The organism is Streptomyces sp. 378 (genome assembly GCF_030124145.1).
Lineage (GTDB): Bacteria > Actinomycetota > Actinomycetes > Streptomycetales > Streptomycetaceae > Streptomyces.
This window is the reverse complement of the sequence record NZ_JASKMS010000025.1, coordinates 1-15,555: the sequence shown is the minus strand read 5'-3', so window position 1 is coordinate 15,555 and position 15,555 is coordinate 1. Positions and strand designations below refer to the sequence as shown.

The 15,555-nt window shown below is 69.9% G+C and carries 17 protein-coding genes; 5 read left to right on the top strand and 12 right to left on the bottom strand.

All coding sequences use genetic code 11. From position 1 onward, the window contains the following. The first annotated feature begins 405 nt into the window (after positions 1-405). On the top strand, positions 406-1,668 hold the full coding sequence (locus QNO09_RS28250; protein WP_283973079.1) for a PTS transporter subunit EIIC: 1,263 nt from the start codon (positions 406-408) through the stop codon (positions 1,666-1,668). Positions 1,669-1,755: 87 nt separating this feature from the next. Here QNO09_RS28250 and QNO09_RS28245 read toward each other — a convergent pair whose 3' ends face one another. Continuing rightward, positions 1,756-2,508: an MBL fold metallo-hydrolase gene (locus tag QNO09_RS28245; protein ID WP_283973078.1), complete on the bottom strand. Its 753-nt coding sequence runs from the start codon at positions 2,506-2,508 to the stop codon at positions 1,756-1,758. Positions 2,509-2,720: 212 nt separating this feature from the next. On the opposite strand from QNO09_RS28245, the gene QNO09_RS28240 reads away from it, so the two are divergent. Then, the gene (locus QNO09_RS28240) at positions 2,721-3,224 is read left to right on the top strand and encodes a type II toxin-antitoxin system PemK/MazF family toxin (protein ID WP_283973077.1); all 504 of its coding nucleotides are present in this window, start codon (positions 2,721-2,723) and stop codon (positions 3,222-3,224) included. 60 nt (positions 3,225-3,284) lie between these two features. On the opposite strand, the gene QNO09_RS28235 is transcribed toward QNO09_RS28240, so the two are convergent. The 7 genes from QNO09_RS28235 to clpS form a co-directional block, all read right to left on the bottom strand. Further along, on the bottom strand, positions 3,285-4,235 hold the full coding sequence (locus QNO09_RS28235; protein WP_283973076.1) for a PLP-dependent cysteine synthase family protein: 951 nt from the start codon (positions 4,233-4,235) through the stop codon (positions 3,285-3,287). Between the two features lie 6 nt (positions 4,236-4,241). After that, on the bottom strand, positions 4,242-4,520 hold the full coding sequence (locus QNO09_RS28230; protein ID WP_062927117.1) for a MoaD/ThiS family protein: 279 nt from the start codon (positions 4,518-4,520) through the stop codon (positions 4,242-4,244). A gap of 116 nt (positions 4,521-4,636) precedes the next feature. Beyond that, complete coding sequence (locus QNO09_RS39740; protein WP_311688247.1) at positions 4,637-4,732, bottom strand: putative leader peptide; 96 nt, start codon at positions 4,730-4,732, stop codon at positions 4,637-4,639. 98 nt (positions 4,733-4,830) lie between these two features. Continuing rightward, entirely contained in the window at positions 4,831-5,253 is a 423-nt protein-coding gene (locus QNO09_RS28225; RefSeq protein ID WP_031140077.1) for a M67 family metallopeptidase, read from the bottom strand. Positions 5,254-5,386: 133 nt separating this feature from the next. Continuing rightward, positions 5,387-6,811: an amino acid permease gene (locus QNO09_RS28220; protein WP_283973075.1), complete on the bottom strand. Its 1,425-nt coding sequence runs from the start codon at positions 6,809-6,811 to the stop codon at positions 5,387-5,389. A gap of 366 nt (positions 6,812-7,177) precedes the next feature. Next, on the bottom strand, positions 7,178-7,786 hold the full coding sequence (locus QNO09_RS28215; RefSeq protein WP_283973074.1) for a DUF2017 domain-containing protein: 609 nt from the start codon (positions 7,784-7,786) through the stop codon (positions 7,178-7,180). 32 nt (positions 7,787-7,818) lie between these two features. After that, the gene (gene clpS / locus QNO09_RS28210; protein WP_283973073.1) at positions 7,819-8,136 is read right to left on the bottom strand and encodes an ATP-dependent Clp protease adapter ClpS; all 318 of its coding nucleotides are present in this window, start codon (positions 8,134-8,136) and stop codon (positions 7,819-7,821) included. 98 nt (positions 8,137-8,234) lie between these two features. Here clpS and QNO09_RS28205 point away from each other — a divergent pair, with 98 nt between their 5' ends. Both QNO09_RS28205 and QNO09_RS28200 read left to right on the top strand, forming a co-directional pair. After that, complete coding sequence (locus tag QNO09_RS28205; protein ID WP_502962354.1) at positions 8,235-9,632, top strand: nicotinate phosphoribosyltransferase; 1,398 nt, start codon at positions 8,235-8,237, stop codon at positions 9,630-9,632. 115 nt (positions 9,633-9,747) lie between these two features. Further along, positions 9,748-10,338, top strand: coding sequence for an isochorismatase family protein (locus QNO09_RS28200; protein WP_283973072.1), 591 nt, complete (start codon positions 9,748-9,750; stop codon positions 10,336-10,338). 27 nt (positions 10,339-10,365) lie between these two features. On the opposite strand, the gene QNO09_RS28195 is transcribed toward QNO09_RS28200, so the two are convergent. Then, on the bottom strand, positions 10,366-10,710 hold the full coding sequence (locus QNO09_RS28195) for a hypothetical protein (protein WP_283973071.1): 345 nt from the start codon (positions 10,708-10,710) through the stop codon (positions 10,366-10,368). Between the two features lie 122 nt (positions 10,711-10,832). Then, positions 10,833-13,181: an immune inhibitor A domain-containing protein gene (locus tag QNO09_RS28190; protein ID WP_283973070.1), complete on the bottom strand. Its 2,349-nt coding sequence runs from the start codon at positions 13,179-13,181 to the stop codon at positions 10,833-10,835. A gap of 414 nt (positions 13,182-13,595) precedes the next feature. On the opposite strand from QNO09_RS28190, the gene QNO09_RS28185 reads away from it, so the two are divergent. Then, the gene (locus tag QNO09_RS28185; RefSeq protein ID WP_283973167.1) at positions 13,596-13,874 is read left to right on the top strand and encodes a hypothetical protein; all 279 of its coding nucleotides are present in this window, start codon (positions 13,596-13,598) and stop codon (positions 13,872-13,874) included. Positions 13,875-13,918: 44 nt separating this feature from the next. Here the strand turns inward: QNO09_RS28185 and QNO09_RS28180 are convergent, their stop codons facing one another. Further along, on the bottom strand, positions 13,919-14,638 hold the full coding sequence (locus tag QNO09_RS28180) for an RDD family protein (protein WP_283973069.1): 720 nt from the start codon (positions 14,636-14,638) through the stop codon (positions 13,919-13,921). A 60-nt stretch (positions 14,639-14,698) separates the two neighbouring features. Beyond that, positions 14,699-15,555 (bottom strand): RDD family protein (locus QNO09_RS28175; RefSeq protein WP_283973068.1); only part of this gene is annotated, 857 nt, incomplete at its 5' end.

The following is a 15,555-nucleotide window of genomic DNA, read 5'->3' as shown; positions in this document are numbered from 1 at the left end:
ACCGTCGAACGACTGGTCTACACCACGAGCGTGCCTCTCGACAAAGTCTCCCGCCGAAGTGTCTCGACCGAGGGCCCGGAATGTCTGCGGTGGCCGATCGTGATGCTGCCGGCCGCGGGGCTCCTCAGCGGCTGGGGCAGCCGGACGTGTTCGGGAATCAGGAGGTTCGATCCGGCCACCGCGGGGCGCGAGCCCGAGGGGGACGTCGAGGACAGCGCCGAGGCGTGGTCGTCACAGACGGGGGGAATTGGCGGGTTCCACTCGTTCGGCCTACCGTGCTACAACTGGTCTACACCACTCAGTGGTGGAGGTCACGCGGTGATGACCGCGTTCCCCTTTCTTTGAGACGCCGCCGGCCCCCGTCGAACTCTTTCTGGGCGGCGCCGTGCCCCCTGGAGGAAGTTCATGTCCACAGCCACGACCGCGCCCGCGAGCCCGAAGAGGGGGTCGGCGGTGATGGCGGTGATGCAGCGCATCGGCCGCAGCCTGATGCTCCCCGTCGCCGTCCTGCCCGCCGCCGCCCTGCTCGTCCGACTCGGCAACACCGACATGCTCGGGCGCGAGTCGTTCCCCGCCTTCCTCACCAAGATCGCCGGCTTCATGGCGGCCGGCGGCAACGCGATCCTCGACAACATGGCGCTGCTGTTCGCCGTGGGCATCGCGATCGGCTTCGCCAAGAAGTCGGACGGGTCCACCGCGCTGGCGGCCGTGGTCGGCTACCTCGTCTTCAAGAACGTGCTGGCCACGTTCACCGACAAGAACCTGCCGAAGGTCGCCACGGCGGTCGACGGCAAGGTCGTCATGGTCGACGCTCCCGTGGACGCCAAGGTCCTCGGCGGTGTGGTCATGGGCATCGTCGTGGCCCTGCTCTACCAGAAGTTCTACCGGACCAAGCTGCCCGACTGGGCGGGCTTCTTCGGCGGGCGCCGTCTGGTGCCGATCCTGTCCGCCTTCGCGGGCCTGGTCATCGGCATCGTCTTCGGTTACATCTGGCCGGTCCTCGGCACGGCTCTGCACAACGTCGGCGAGTGGCTGGTCGGCTCCGGGGCGGTCGGCGCGGGCATCTTCGGTGTCGCCAACCGTGCGCTGATCCCGATCGGCATGCACCACCTGCTGAACTCCTTCCCCTGGTTCCAGGCCGGCACCTACGAGGGCAAGAGCGGCGACATCGCCCGGTTCCTGGCGGGTGACCCGAGCGCCGGGCAGTTCATGACCGGCTTCTTCCCGATCATGATGTTCGCCCTGCCGGCCGCCTGCCTCGCGATCGTGCACTGCGCCCGGCCCGAGCGCCGCAAGATCGTCGGCGGCATGATGCTGTCGCTCGCGCTGACCTCGTTCGTCACGGGCGTCACCGAGCCGATCGAGTTCACCTTCATGTTCATCGCCCCGGTGCTGTACGCGATCCACGCCGTGCTCACCGGTGTCTCGATGGCGCTGACCTGGGCGCTGGGCATGAAGGACGGCTTCGGCTTCTCGGCCGGCGCGGTGGACTTCTTCCTCAACCTGGGCATCGCCACCAACCCGTGGGGCCTGGCCCTGGTCGGTCTGTGCTTCGCGGCGGTCTACTACGCGGTCTTCCGCTTCGCGATCACCAAGTTCAACCTGCCGACGCCGGGCCGCGAGTCCGACGAGGAACTCGCCGAGCTGCAGAAGGCCGAGGCGAAGTAGGGAACCCCCCTCCGCGCGAGGGCCCCGGAACCGCCAGAGCGGTTCCGGGGCCCTCGCGCGTGGTCCGGGGTCCGGATGCGGGGGACGCTAGATCTCGTACGTCTGCCGCGGCGCGGCCAGGTCCACCCGGCCGTCGTAGACCTCGCGGGCGTCGGCGAGGTTGATCTGGGGGTCCGTCCACGGCGGGATGTGGGTCAGGACCAGGCGGCGGGCACCGGCCCGGGCCGCCGTCTCACCCGCCTCGCGGCCGTTGAGGTGCAGGTCGGGGATGCTCTCCTTGCCGTGTGTGAACGCCGCCTCGCACAGGAACAGGTCGGCGTCCCGGGCGAGTTCGTCCAGCGCGGGGCTCACGCCGGTGTCTCCGGAGTACGCCAGCGTCCGGCCGCCGTGCTCGATGCGGATGCCGTACGCCTCCACGGGGTGGGCCACCCGCTCGGTGTGCACGGTGAACGGGCCGATGTCGAAGGTGGACGGCTTGACCGTGTGGAAGTCGAAGACCTCGCTCATGGAGGAGGCGGAGGGGGTGTCCGCGTAGGCGGTGGTCAGCCGGTGTTCCGTGCCTTCGGGGCCGAAGACGGGCAGGGGATCGCAGCGGCCGCCGTCGTGACGGTAGTAGCGCGCGACGAAGTACGCGCACATGTCGATGCAGTGGTCGGCGTGCAGGTGGCTGAGGAAGATCGCGTCGAGGTCGTAGAGACCGCAGTGGCGCTGCAGCTCGCCCAGGGCACCGTTGCCCAGGTCGAGAAGCAGCCGGAAGCCGTCGGCCTCGACGAGGTAGCTCGAGCAGGCCGATTCCGCGGACGGGAACGACCCCGAGCAGCCGACGACGGTGAGCTTCATGAAGCAGAAACCTCCGCTGGCGGGAATGTCTGAGAGGGGCGTCGGGGGGTCGTGCGGTCCGTCGAGCGTAAGGCGCGAAACCTCCGGTAGCTCCTCCACAAAGGCCTGTTGTGGGCGAACTCACCTGTGCTGTCACCGGTTCGGCTGGCAGGGCAGCGGGTGATCCTCGCGAGGGGGGCGCGCGGCGCGGGCGGCGCCGGTAACGTCTCAGTATGGACACGTCCTGGTGGCTGGCGCTCGCCGCGGTGGTGCTGCTCGCGCTCGTCGCCACGCTCGTCGACGGCTGGGGCCGGGGACGGCGGCCGTCGGCCCCACGGGGCCGGACGGTGGCGCCGGTGCTCGCGCCGGAGGGCCGGCCGCAGCCGGCGGAGATCTGGTGGGCGCGGGTGCCCTACGAGGACGAAGCGGAATCGGAGGGGTCCGCGCGCAGCGCGTCAGGCAGGGCGGTGACGGGCGACGGGCGGGCGAAGGACCGGCCCTGCCTGGTGCTGGCGGTGCGCGGGGAGCGGGCGACGGTCGCGAAGATCACCACCCGGGTCCGTGACGAACGCGCCGGGGTGATCCCGCTGCCCCCGGGGTCGGTCGACGACGCCCGGGGCCGCCCGAGCTTCCTGGAGACGAACGAGCTGCGCGAGGTCCCGGTGTGGGGTTTCCGGCGGCGGGTCGGCGTGGTGGATCCGGCGTTGTGGGACCAGGTGCGGTACCTGGCGGGCTGAGCGGCGCGAAGGGGCCGGAGTCGCGGACTCCAGCCCCCTCGTGTCGGTTCGTTGCGTCGGCTACGCCCAGAGCTGGCCCTGGAGCGTGTCGATGGCCTCCTCCGTGGTGGCCGCCGTGTAGACGCCCGTGGAGAGGTACTTCCAGCCGCCGTCGGCGACGACGAAGGCGATGTCGGCCGGCTCCCCGGCCTTGACGGCCTTCTTGCCGACACCGATCGCGGCGTGCAGCGCGGCGCCCGTGGAAACGCCGGCGAAGATGCCCTCCTGCTGGAGCAGCTCGCGGGTGCGGGTGACCGCGTCCGCCGAGCCGACCGAGAAGCGGGTGGTGAGGACGGAGGCGTCGTACAGCTCGGGCACGAAGCCCTCGTCCAGGTTGCGCAGGCCGTAGACCAGGTCGTCGTAGCGCGGTTCGGCCGCGACGATCTGGACGTCCGGCTTGTGCTCGCGCAGGAAGCGGCCCACGCCCATGAGGGTGCCGGTGGTGCCCAGACCGGCCACGAAGTGCGTGATCGACGGCAGGTCGGCGAGGATCTCGGGGCCGGTCGTGGCGTAGTGGGCGCCCGCGTTGTCCGGGTTGCCGTACTGGTAGAGCATCACCCAGTCCGGGTGCTCGGCCGAGAGCTCCTTGGCGACGCGCACGGCGGTGTTGGAGCCGCCCGCCGCCGGGGAGGAGATGATCTCCGCGCCCCACATGCCCAGCAGGTCCCGGCGTTCCTGCGAGGTGTTCTCCGGCATCACGCAGACGATGCGGTAGCCCTTGAGCTTCGCCGCCATGGCCAGGGAGATGCCGGTGTTGCCCGATGTCGGCTCGAGGATGGTGCAGCCCGGGGTCAGGCGGCCGTCCTTCTCCGCCTGCTCGATCATGTGCAGGGCCGGACGGTCCTTGACCGACCCCGTCGGGTTGCGGTCCTCCAGCTTCGCCCAGATGCGGACGTCGGCGGACGGCGACAGCCGCGGCAGGCACACCAGGGGGGTGTTGCCGACCGCGGCCAGGGGGGAGTCGTAGCGCATCGGTGATCAGACCATGCCGCCGGCCACGGCCGGCAGGATCGTGACGTTGTCGCCGTCCGACAGCTTGGTGTTGATGCCGTCGAGGAAGCGGACGTCCTCGTCGTTCAGGTACACGTTGACGAAGCGGCGCAGCTGACCGTCGTCCACGATGCGGGCCTGGATGCCGGCGTGCCGGGTCTCGAGGTCGGTGAACAGCTCGGCGAGGGTGTCTCCCTTGCCCTCCACCGCCTTCTGACCGTCGGTGTAGGTGCGGAGGATGGTCGGGATGCGGACCTCGATGGCCATGGCTTCAGGGCTCCTGTCGGGAGTAGTCGGTCGGGGCGCGCGGCAGCGCAGGAACAGCGGGGTGGTGCGTGTGTGCGGCGCCGCGGCTGACGGCCGTACGGCGGCAGGGTCCGGCGTCAACAGATGGCGCTGGCGAGCCTGCACAGGTCGACGTGCAGCCGCGCCACGAGCAGATCGCCCGGCGTCTTTTCGCTCACGTCGTGGAAAACCATGGGCTCATCGTATCGATTCCCGGTCCGGGTCCTGGAATGTGATCCCACATGGCGGACGTTTTCGGGCCGGGGAGTGAGACCGTGCTGTTCAGACGGTCTCAGTAGGCCTCGACGACCTGGACCTCTTCCTCCGTGACCTCGCCCTCGACGATCCGGAAGGAGCGGAACTGGAACTCACCGGCCCCGTCGGTGTCGGCGGTGGAGACGAGGACGTAGTGCGCGCCGGGCTCGTTGGCGTAGGAGATGTCGGTGCGCGAGGGGTAGGCCTCGGTCGCGGTGTGGGAGTGGTAGATGACGACCGGCTCCTCGTCGCGGTCGTCCATCTCGCGGTAGAGCTTGAGCAGGTCGCCGGAGTCGAACTCGTAGAACGTGGGCGACATGGCCGCGTTGAGCATGGGGATGAAGCGCTCGGGGCGGTCCGAGCCCGCCGGTCCTGCGACGACGCCGCACGCCTCGTCGGGGTGGTCCTTGCGCGCGTGGGCGACGATCTGGTCGACGAGGGCCTGGGTGATGGTCAGCATGCCGGCAAGGATAAGCAGAAGGGCCGTTCCGTACCGAGGACTGGTACGGAACGGCCCATATGCCGGACGCCCTGAGCGGCAGCCGCAGGGGGTGCCACGAGTACTCCCTGCGGCCGGACGTCCTGTGGGGTGGTCAGCCGACCTTCTCGAACTCCACGTCGGGGCGCTCGGTGAGCTGCGGGTTGCGGCTCTTGAGGACCGCCCAGCCGACCCCCAGGGCCACGGCCCAGCCGGCCGCGACGTACAGGCAGATCCGCGCGTCCTTGTCGTACGCGATCATGCAGGTCACGCCGATGAGGAAGAGGAGGGCGACCCAGCTGAAGAGGGCTCCGCCGGGGGCGGGGAAGGACGAGGCGCGCAGCCGGCCCGCGTCGACCGCGGCGCGGTAGCGGATGTGGCTGACGAGGATCATCATCCAGGTCCAGATGCCTGCCGCGGTGGCGACGGAGGTGACGTAGAGGAACGCCTTCTCCGGGACGACGTAGTTCAGGACGACGCCGATGCCCATGAGCGCGACGGAGACCGTGATGCCGACGGCGGGCGTCTTGCGGGCGTTGAGCTTGCCGAACGCCCGCGGCGCCTCGCTGTTGGCGGCCAGGCCGCGCAGCATCCGGCCGGTGGAGTACATGCCCGAGTTGCAGGACGACAGGGCCGCGGTGAGCACGACGAAGTTGACGATGCCCGCGGCGAGCGGGATGCCGATCTTGCCGAAGGCGTGCACGAAGGGGCTCTCGCCGGCGGAGAACTCGGTCCACTTGACGACGGAGAGGATCACCAGCAGGGCGCCGACGTAGAAGACGATGATGCGCCAGGGCAGGGTGTTGATGGCCTTGGGCAGGGTCTTCTCGGGGTTCTCGGACTCGCCCGCGGTGACGCCGACGAGCTCGACGGCGAGGTAGGCGAACATGACGCCCTGGAGGGTCATCAGGCTGGAGCCGATGCCGTTGGGGAAGAAGCCGTCGTGCGACCAGAGGTTGGAGACGGCGGCGGTGTCACCGGCGTCCGAGAAGCCGAGGGTGAGCACGCCGAGACCGATGACGATCATGCCGATGATGGCCGTGACCTTGATCATCGAGAACCAGAACTCGACCTCGCCGAAGATCTTGACGGAGATCAGGTTGACGCCGAAGAGCACCACCAGGAACACCAGGGCGCTGACCCACTGCGGGATCTCCGGGAACCAGAAGTGGATGTAGATCGCGGCGGCGGTGAGCTCGGCCATGCCGGTCACCACCCACATGAGCCAGTACGTCCAGCCCGTGACGAACCCGAAGAACGGGCCGAGGAACTCGCGGGCGTACTCGGCGAAGGAGCCGGAGACGGGCCGGTAGAGGAGCAGCTCGCCCAGGGCCCGCATGATGAAGAAGATCACGACACCCGCGAGGGCGTACATGAGGATGATGCTGGGTCCGGCCTTCGCGATGTTCGCTCCGGCGCCCATGAACAGGCCGACGCCGATGGCGCCGCCGATCGCGATCATCTGGACCTGGCGGCTGCCGAGTCCCCGCTCGTACCCCTCCTCGGGCACGTTTTCCGTGTCGACCTGCGCAGAGGTCATGTGTGGTGCGCCTTTCTCCATGCCGACCCGGGCCCTCTCGTCGGCCTCGGATCGGGTTTCGATCCCCCCGGAATGATGGAGCTGAGCGGGCCCGCAAGCCCGCTCGTGCCTGGCCGGCGGTCACCGGCTCGGTGGCGCACCCGGCCGAACATTCGGGTGGTGTTCTGACCGGGCGGACGTGAAGATCTATCACGCCGCAAGACCGGTCACAGGCATGGAAATGTGGCGCATCGCACGGGAAAAGCGGACAAAACGCTTTCGGAGAGGCCATAGGAGGCGGGTGCGGTGACGGGATCGTTATCCGGATTTGAGTGTCCTCTGAGCGAACACCGATCACCGATCCGGCGATGGCGCAACCCGCACCGATCAGGCCATAAGGGTTCCGACCAGCGTCTCCTGGAGACCGCCCAGCCACAGGTAGGCCATCACCATCGGCTTGCGCGGGTCGTCGTCCGGAAGGCGGTAGAGGAGGTCGGTGTCCTCGTCGGCGGTGATCTCCAGCCGCGAGCCGATCGCGAGCCGCAGGTCGTTCAGGGCCCCCAGCCACTGCTGCGACTCCGCCGACGACAGCTTCAGCACCGCGCCGCCTTCACCGGCCGACGCCGAGGAGAGCGCGTCGAGGGAGCGGATCACCGCGAGGGCGTTGTCCCGCTTGCCGGCCCGCAGGTCGTTCTCCGTGTAGCGGCGGAACTCCGCGGAATGCGCCCGCTGCTCCTCGGCGTCGCGCGACGAGGCGGGCTGCTCGGGGTCGCTGTAGGCGTCCGGGAAGAGCCGCCTGAGCACCGGGTCGCCGGGCGGCTCGCTCGGGCCCTCGGCGAACAACTCGGCGAGCGGGTCGCCGGAGGTGTCCTCGGCGGGGCCGGGGCCGATGAGCTCCAGGAGCTGGACGGCCAGCGACCGGATGATGGAGATCTCGACGTCGTCGAGCGCGACGGCCGCGCCGCCGCCGGGGAGCGGTTCGAAGGTTCCGGGCATGAACGCCTTTTCACTGCTGGGCGGGGAGCTGGCTACTTGCGGTCCTGCTGCAGGGTGGCCCACAGGCCGTAGCCGTGCATGGCCTGCACGTCGCGTTCCATCTCCTCGCGGCTGCCGCTGGAGACGACCGCCCGGCCCTTGTGGTGGACGTCGAGCATGAGCTTGGTGGCCTTGTCCTTGGAGTAGCCGAAGTACGACTGGAAGACGTACGTCACGTAGCTCATGAGGTTGACCGGGTCGTTGTGGACGATCGTGACCCACGGGAGGTCCGGCTCGGGTACGGCGAAGACCTCCTCCGCCGACTCGGTGCGTTCGATCTCCAGGGGCGCGGGTGACGTCACACAGCCCATGCTGCCACCCGAGGGGGGTGGACGCACAAACGGGCCTGGAATCCGGGGGTCTTGCTGGAAATCGTCAAACTGACGAAATGGGGGTACGATCGGGCGTCATGAACACAGCGGACCTTGGGCTGCCGGAAGAAGAAGGGCGCGACGCGCCGCCACGACAGGGCGGTGGCGGGCGACGGGTGGGCGTCCCCTCGACGGCGCTCTTCACGGACCAGTACGAGCTGACGATGCTGCGGGCCGCCCTCACGGCGGGCACGGCCGAGCGGCGGAGCGTGTTCGAGGTCTTCACCCGGCGGCTGCCGGACGGGCGCCGCTACGGCGTCGTGGGCGGCACCGGACGGGTGCTGGACGCGGTGGAGAACTTCCGCTTCGAACCGGCCGTGCTGAACTTCCTGCGCGAGCGGGGGATCGTCGACGAGGAGACGCTGGAGTGGCTGTCCGGCTATCGCTTCAGCGGGGACATCTGGGGTTATCCCGAGGGCGAGGTGTACTTCCCGGGCTCGCCGATCATGCGGGTCGAGGGCACCTTCGCCGAGTGCGTGCTGCTGGAGACCGTGATTCTGTCGATCCTCAACCACGACTCGGCGATCGCCGCGGCCGCCTCGCGCATGGCGGCGGCCGCGGGTGACCGGCCGCTGATCGAGATGGGCGCCCGGCGCACGCACGAGCTCGCGGCGGTGGCGGCCTCCCGGGCCGCCTACGTCGGCGGCTTCGCGACCACCTCCGACCTGGCGGCCGGCTTCCGCTACGGCATCCCCACCGTCGGCACCTCCGCGCACGCCTTCACCCTGCTGCACGACAGCGAGCGGGACGCCTTCCAGGCCCAGGTGAACACACTGGGCCGGGGCACCACGCTGCTGGTGGACACCTACGACGTCACCGAGGCGGTCCGCACGGCCGTCGAGGTCGCCGGGACCGAGCTGGGCGCGGTGCGCATCGACTCCGGCGACCTGCTGCTGGTCGCGCACCGGGTGCGCCGGCAACTGGACGAGCTGGGCGCGACCGAGACGAAGATCGTCGTCACCTCCGACCTGGACGAGTACGCGATCGCCTCGCTGGCCGCCGCGCCGGTGGACGCGTACGGCGTCGGTACGCAGTTGGTGACCGGCTCCGGGCACCCCACCTCCTCGATGGTCTACAAGCTGGTCGCGCGGGCCGAGTCCGCCGACCCGCAGGCGCCGCTGGTGCCGGTCGCGAAGAAGTCCACCGGCGGCAAGACGTCCGTCGGCGGACGCAAGTGGGCCGCGCGGCGGGTGGACGCCCACGGGGTCGCCGAGGCCGAGGTGATCGGCACCGGTCCGGTGCCGGGCGAGCTCGTGGACCGGCAGCTGCTGGGGGAGCTGGTCAAGGGCGGCGAGGTCGTGGCGCGCGAGCCGCTGGACGCGGCGCGCGAGCGGCACACGAGGGCGCGCGCGGGTCTCCCGATGTCGGCCACGCAGCTCTCGCGCGGGGAGCCCGTCCTGCCCACGGAGTACCTGCACGAGACCCCGGGTAGCTAATTGCGGTGTGCCGTGACGCGCCGACCCGTGCCCCCTCCCGTCCGCTCTCCTCTGGTCATAGGCTCGGTGGTTCACCGGCCGGGCTTGCCGACCTCATAGCCGAAGGACACCGACCATGCGCCGCGCCTTGATCGTCGTCGATGTGCAGAACGACTTCTGCGAGGGGGGCAGCCTCGCGGTGGCCGGTGGTGCCGATGTGGCCGCCGCCGTCACGGAGCTGATCGGGCAGGCGGCCGGGTCCGGCTACCAGCACGTGGTGGCCACCCGTGACCACCACATCGCCCCCGGCGGCCACTTCTCCACGAACCCGGACTACGCCCGCTCCTGGCCCGCGCACTGCGTGGCCGGCACGGAGGGCGTCGGCTTCCACCCGAACTTCGCCCCGGCCGTCGCCTCCGGCTCGGTCGACGCCGTCTTCGACAAGGGGGCGTACTCGGCGGCGTACAGCGGTTTCGAGGGCACCGACGAGAACGGCACGCCGCTGGCCGACTGGCTGCGCTCCCGCGATGTCACCGAGGTGGACGTGGTCGGCATCGCCACCGACCACTGCGTGCGCGCCACGGCCCTGGACGCCGCCCGGGAGGGCTTCCGTACGCAGGTCCTGCTGGACCTGACGGCCGGGGTGGCCCCGGAGAGCACCGAGCGGGCCCTGGAGGAGCTGCGCGAGGCGGGCGTGGAGCTGTCGGGCAAGCCGGTCGTGCAGTAGTCCCGCGGTTCGGCGGGCCCCCGTGGGTCAGGTCTGGGCCGTCGGGCGCCGCAGGAGGGCTCTGATCGGCCTCCACAGCTCCTGGACCAGGTCCGGGGTCGACGCGACACCGTTGTCGGGGGCCGTGCGCCATATGAGGCCGTCGGGGTGGTGCAGGACCGCGGTGATCTCGTCCGGGGTCGGCGGGGCGGCGTTGCCGCGCAGGTAGACCGACCGCAGACCGAGGTTGCGGAGCCTGGTCAGGGCCCGGGCGCGGTTCACGGAGTGCACGAGGACGCGGACGGCGCCGGGGCCGTCGGCGGCGGGGCTGGGCAGGTTCAGTGCCACCACCACCATGCCGTTCGGCAGCTTGCAGAAGCCTCCTGCGGCCATGCGGTCATCCCCCCGTGTCGGTCGGTGTCAATAAGAGAGCCACAGGACGCACCTAAACACGGATCGGCGGTGACCCGCCAGTGGGTCACCGCCGATCATGTTCTGACCTGCAAGGATGCGGATTACCTACCCGCGGGGCCGACCTCCAGCTCGATCGTCGAGCCGTCCTTGGCCTCCTTGAGGATCTTGATCTTCGTGTTGGTGTCAGTGATCTTGACACCCGCCGTCGGGTTCGACTCGTCGTAGTAGTCGTTCTTCCGGTCGTTGAAGACCGGGACGCCCTTCGAGCCCGGGATGTACTTCGCCACGTCCGCCTTGTGCAGCGTCATGCCGTCGGTGCGGTAGCGGCTGAACGGCGAGTCGTAGGACTGGATGCGGTTGCGCATCAGCGTGCCGTCGGCCCACTTCAGCGCGGTCGGGTGGGAGTCGATCGGCAGGACCAGACCGGTGCCCTGGTGCTGGCTGGTGTTGTTGTCCGCCTGGGAGGTGTCCCACTTCCAGATCAGCAGGCCGTTCTGGTACGCGTAGTGCTCGACCCAGTCCGGGCGCTCCGTGAAGCCGAAGTTGTACGGGCCGACCTTGAGGGTCTTGTCGTACGACACGTACTGCCGGTTCTCGGCGATGTAGTACTGCGCGTAGTCCTTGGTGAAGGACGCGCCCATGCGCGAGAAGCCGTTCGCCGTCCAGGCCGCGTCCGTCGACTCGGCGTCGTCGGAGAAGACGGTGGTGCCGTCGGCGGTCACGGCGATCCGGTCGGCCGCGAAGCCCTTCATCGCCAGACCGCCGTCGGTCTGGTAGCGGAAGCGCAGGTCGAACTTCTTACCCGCGTAGGCGTCCAGGGAGTACGCCAGCTTCTTGTAACCGTCGACCGTGCCGGTCAGGACCGGCTTGTCGCTGCCGTCACGCGGGATCGGCCTGCCGTCGACCGTGCCGTCCAGGGCCGTCCAGTTGGCGCCGCCGTCGGTCGACACCTCGGTGTAGAGGTAGTCGTAGTTGGCCTCGATCTCGTACCAGCCGTCGAGCGTGAGCGACGCCGACGTCTTCCCCGTCAGGTCGACGGAACGGGTCAGCGTGTTCTTCAGGTTGTCACCGCTGCCGCTCCACCACTGGGTCTTGCCCTCGGCGGGAGGGACGATCTCGGTGGTGACCGCCTTCTTGGGGAGGTCGACGACCAGCGCCTGCTTGTGCTTGGTGTTGTACGCGGCGACACCCAGCTTGTGCCAGGAGTTGACGCCGGCCTTGGCCTTGTCGTAGTTCAGCCAGCCCAGCTGCAGCTTGTCCCAGGCGGTCATGTCGCCGGGCAGGTCGCCGATCTCGTTCTTGCCGGTGCCGAGCCAGGAGCCGGACGACATCAGCGTCCAGAAGCCGGTGGAGTTCTCGCCGCCCGCGGTGTCGTAGTGGTCCGGCAGACCGAGGTCGTGGCCGTACTCGTGGGCGTAGACGCCGAGTCCGCCGTTCTCCGGCTGAACGGTGTAGTCGCCGACCCAGATGCCGGTGTCGCCGATCTTCGCGCCGCCGAGCTTGTTGTTCTCGGGGCCGGTGGCGCCGGCGTCGGTGCCGAAGGCGTACCAGCGGTGGGCCCAGATCGCGTCGGTGCCCTGGGCGCCGCCGCCCGCGGACTCGTCCTCACCGGCGTGCACGACCTGGAAGTGGTCGATGTAGCCGTCGGACTCGTTGAAGTCGCCGTCGCCGTCGAAGTCGTAACGGTCCCACTCGTCGAAGCGCGCGACGTCCGCCTTGATCTGCGCGTCGGTCCTCCCCGCCGCCTTCTGCTGGGAGACCCAGGCGTTCAGACCGTCGCTGACGACGTTCCACACACTCGGGCAGTTCGTGTCACCGCAGGCGTTGTTGCCGTAACGGGCCTCGTTGTAGGGGACCTTGACCCAGTCGGAGACCTCACCGTCGACCGAGTAGCGGCCCGAGGACTGCTTCTCGTAGTAGGTCTTGACGGAGTTGACGCCCTTGCCGTGGCCGAAGTACAGGTCCTGGAAGTACTCCCGGTCGTAGTCGGCCCTCCACGCCGTGGAGTTGTCCTTCTTGCGGTCGGGCTTGGGAATCGTGTTGTGCAGCGGGCCCGGGGTGCCGCCGTAGCGGCTGTCGACCTTGTCCCCGAACTCGACCAGGATCGTGAAGATCTTGTCGGTCTTCTCGCGGCCGAGCTCGACGTACTTGGCGTCGCCCTTCTTGCTCTTGAGCTGCACGACCTTCGAACCATCACGGTTCTTGACCTTGCTCTTGCCCGATATGACCTGCTTCAGGGCCTCTTGGCGCTGAGCGTCCCGCGTCTTGCTCAGCGGGCCTTCGAGGTCGTGATCGTCATGGTGACGATCCGCCGGGTCGTGCCGGTCCACGGTGGTGGACCGGGGGGCCGAGGCGTCGTCGGCCACCGCGTACGTCGATGCGGTGGCGGTGGCCGCCGCGAGCGCCACGCTGATGGCGGCCGCTCTGAACGTCCAGGGTCTACTGGTCACTTGAGATCCTCCCCCGCGTTGCGGCGCGCGGCAGGCAGGGTCCCGGTCATGGAAATCCGCGCGCGCGTGATCAACGCGTGTAGTCAAGTGACGACATTTGACTAGAGGTTTAGAAGAAAAGACAGACCTTGACTTGGACAAGTCAAGTGCACTATGCGGAGGTGGCGTTCGTTTTACGGACAACCAAACGGTTGTCCCACGGCCCCTCCACCGGCCGAGCGGGCGCGTGCATATGTCCACCAGGTGGACGTCATGACTCCGTGCGCCCCCTGTGCACCGCCGTTGTTGATTAGGTCACGCTTACCGCCGGTTCCGGTCGGGCACCCTGCCCGAGAGAATGTCGTTCGGCGGAACGCCCGGAAGCCGGCGCAAAGCCAGGCCGACACCCCCGTGGACCCCACTTTCGAGGACATGATGGCCATGCCCCGTCCGACTGCCGCACAGCTCGCCTACGGTTCCTGCACCGTGATCCTCTCGACCCTCGCCATGCTGCTGCTGTCCCGGACGAGTTCGGGCGCGGGGGTCGCGATCATCGCCGTCGCGGCGCTCACCCTCGGACTGCTGGTAGCCCTGACGGTGCCCCTGCCCGGCACACGCCCGGCCGCGGTGGAACAGCCCGCCCCCCGGGAGCCGGTACGGGCCTCCATCCCGGCGCCGGCCCAGGAGCCGGTACGGGAACGGGCGGCCTCCTGACCGCCCGTTGATCCTCCGGTGCCGCCCGCTGGTCCCCGCCTGCCTCAATTGGTGCTGACCACGACCGTTTTGGCCGCCTTGTCGTGCAGGCCCTGCTTGTAGGGCCGGTCGAAGAAGCTCCAGCCGCCCGAGATCGCCGTCCAGACGCAGGCGCAGCAGAAGGCGAACGGGATCCACAGCACCGCGGCGCGCGCCAGCGCGGTCTGCGCGGAGGGCGTCGCGCCGTTGTCCAGGTTGGCCACGCGCAGGTGCAGCAGCTTCTTGCCGAGGGTCTGACCGGTCCCGGCGGTCGTGACGGTGTCGTAGGCGATGTAGAGGACGGCGGCGACCGCCGACTGCCAGAACGACTTGCCGACCTCGATGCGGTCGCTGTCCACGTCGTACTCGTTGACGCCGAAGCCCCACGTGAGCAGCCAGACGACGACACCCACCAGGATCATGTCGATGATGCGGGCGAGCGTGCGCTTGCCGCTGTCGGCGAGCGGGGGCATACCGGCGAGGGGGTCGGCCGGAGAGGAGCCGCCGCCGTACGGATCACCGCCGTAGGGGCCGCCGCCGGGAGGAACGCCACCGCCGGGCGGGCCGCCGCCATACCCGCCACCGGAGCCTCCCGGACCGCCCGGACCACCGCCCCCGTACGGCGGGGGATCACTACCGTAGGGCGAGCCCGTGCCCTCACCGGGCGGCTCGTCCGGGGGGCGCTTCCTGAACGGGTCGTCTTCCGGGGGCCGCTGACCGGAGCCGGGGGGCGGTTCACTGCTCATGGCCCGAGTCGACCGCGAACACCCGGTCTCCGCATCCGGCAGACGGCCGTCCGAGGGAGCTCAGCCCGCCACGAAGGTGTGCGCGGCCTTGTCGTGCCAGCACTGGCGCCAGGGCCGGTCGAAGAGGCACCATGCGACGCCGACCAGCCCGACGACGAGGAGTCCGGGCACGCTGTAGACCAGCCAGCGGCGCAGGGCCGGGCCGAACTCCGGGGAGTCGTGGCCCTCGATGTCCCGGACTTCGAGCCCCATCAGCTTCTTGCCGAGGGTGCGCCCCCACTTGGCGGTGGGCAGCACCTCGCACAGGACACCGGCCAGCAGCAGCACCGCCAGGATGATGCCGAGGCAGACCGAGGTCGTGCCGTCGAGCAGCCAGACCGTGACGGTCTCTCCGGAGAGCCTGGCCGCGTCGATCTTCTCGTTGACGTGGTCGATCGCCTTGGTGCCGAGCGGTACGGCGGCCACGGCGGTGAGGGCGGCGAGGACGACGGTGTCCAGCAGCCGGGCGGCCAGCCGCTTGCCGAGACCGGCGGGGCGGGCTTCCGCCTGGCGCCGGGCGGCCGCCTGGAAGACGTCCTCGACCGGCGGCTTCCAGGGCGCGACGGGCTGTTCGTCACCACCGCCGCCCCCGGCGAGCCGGTGCACCTGCTGCGCCCAGGACGACTGGCCGCCGCCGGGGCCCGCGCTGAGGGGGACCGCGGCGGCGGCGCCGGGCTGGGCACTGCCGGGCCCGCCGGACTGCGCGGGGACGGTGGGGGGCGTCTGGGGCCCGGACAACGCCGTCGGGGCCGGCGCGGAGGCCGCCGTGGAGGCCGGTGCGGAGGCCGGCGCGGAGGCCGCCGTGGAGGCCGGCGCGGAGGCCGCCGTGGAGGCCGGTGCGGAGGCCGGTGCGGAGGCCGGTGCGCCCACGCCCGGCG

What these genes read in the sequence shown, in the direction of transcription:
- QNO09_RS28250 (WP_283973079.1), top strand. Translation starts at nt 406, where the DNA reads ATGTCCACAGCCACGACCGCGCCCGCGAGCCCGAAGAGGGGGTCGGCG.
- QNO09_RS28230 (WP_062927117.1), bottom strand. Translation starts at nt 4,520, where the DNA reads ATGGCCATCGAGGTCCGCATCCCGACCATCCTCCGCACCTACACCGAC.
- QNO09_RS28185 (WP_283973167.1), top strand. Translation starts at nt 13,596, where the DNA reads ATGGCCATGCCCCGTCCGACTGCCGCACAGCTCGCCTACGGTTCCTGC.
- QNO09_RS39740 (WP_311688247.1), bottom strand. Translation starts at nt 4,732, where the DNA reads ATGGTTTTCCACGACGTGAGCGAAAAGACGCCGGGCGATCTGCTCGTG.
- QNO09_RS28225 (WP_031140077.1), bottom strand. Translation starts at nt 5,253, where the DNA reads ATGCTGACCATCACCCAGGCCCTCGTCGACCAGATCGTCGCCCACGCG.
- QNO09_RS28180 (WP_283973069.1), bottom strand. Translation starts at nt 14,638, where the DNA reads ATGAGCAGTGAACCGCCCCCCGGCTCCGGTCAGCGGCCCCCGGAAGAC.
- QNO09_RS28235 (WP_283973076.1), bottom strand. Translation starts at nt 4,235, where the DNA reads ATGCGCTACGACTCCCCCCTGGCCGCGGTCGGCAACACCCCCCTGGTG.
- QNO09_RS28200 (WP_283973072.1), top strand. Translation starts at nt 9,748, where the DNA reads ATGCGCCGCGCCTTGATCGTCGTCGATGTGCAGAACGACTTCTGCGAG.
- QNO09_RS28215 (WP_283973074.1), bottom strand. Translation starts at nt 7,786, where the DNA reads ATGCCCGGAACCTTCGAACCGCTCCCCGGCGGCGGCGCGGCCGTCGCG.
- QNO09_RS28240 (WP_283973077.1), top strand. Translation starts at nt 2,721, where the DNA reads ATGGACACGTCCTGGTGGCTGGCGCTCGCCGCGGTGGTGCTGCTCGCG.
- clpS (WP_283973073.1), bottom strand. Translation starts at nt 8,136, where the DNA reads ATGGGCTGTGTGACGTCACCCGCGCCCCTGGAGATCGAACGCACCGAG.
- QNO09_RS28245 (WP_283973078.1), bottom strand. Translation starts at nt 2,508, where the DNA reads ATGAAGCTCACCGTCGTCGGCTGCTCGGGGTCGTTCCCGTCCGCGGAA.
- QNO09_RS28195 (WP_283973071.1), bottom strand. Translation starts at nt 10,710, where the DNA reads ATGGCCGCAGGAGGCTTCTGCAAGCTGCCGAACGGCATGGTGGTGGTG.
- QNO09_RS28205 (WP_502962354.1), top strand. Translation starts at nt 8,235, where the DNA reads ATGAACACAGCGGACCTTGGGCTGCCGGAAGAAGAAGGGCGCGACGCG.
- QNO09_RS28220 (WP_283973075.1), bottom strand. Translation starts at nt 6,811, where the DNA reads ATGACCTCTGCGCAGGTCGACACGGAAAACGTGCCCGAGGAGGGGTAC.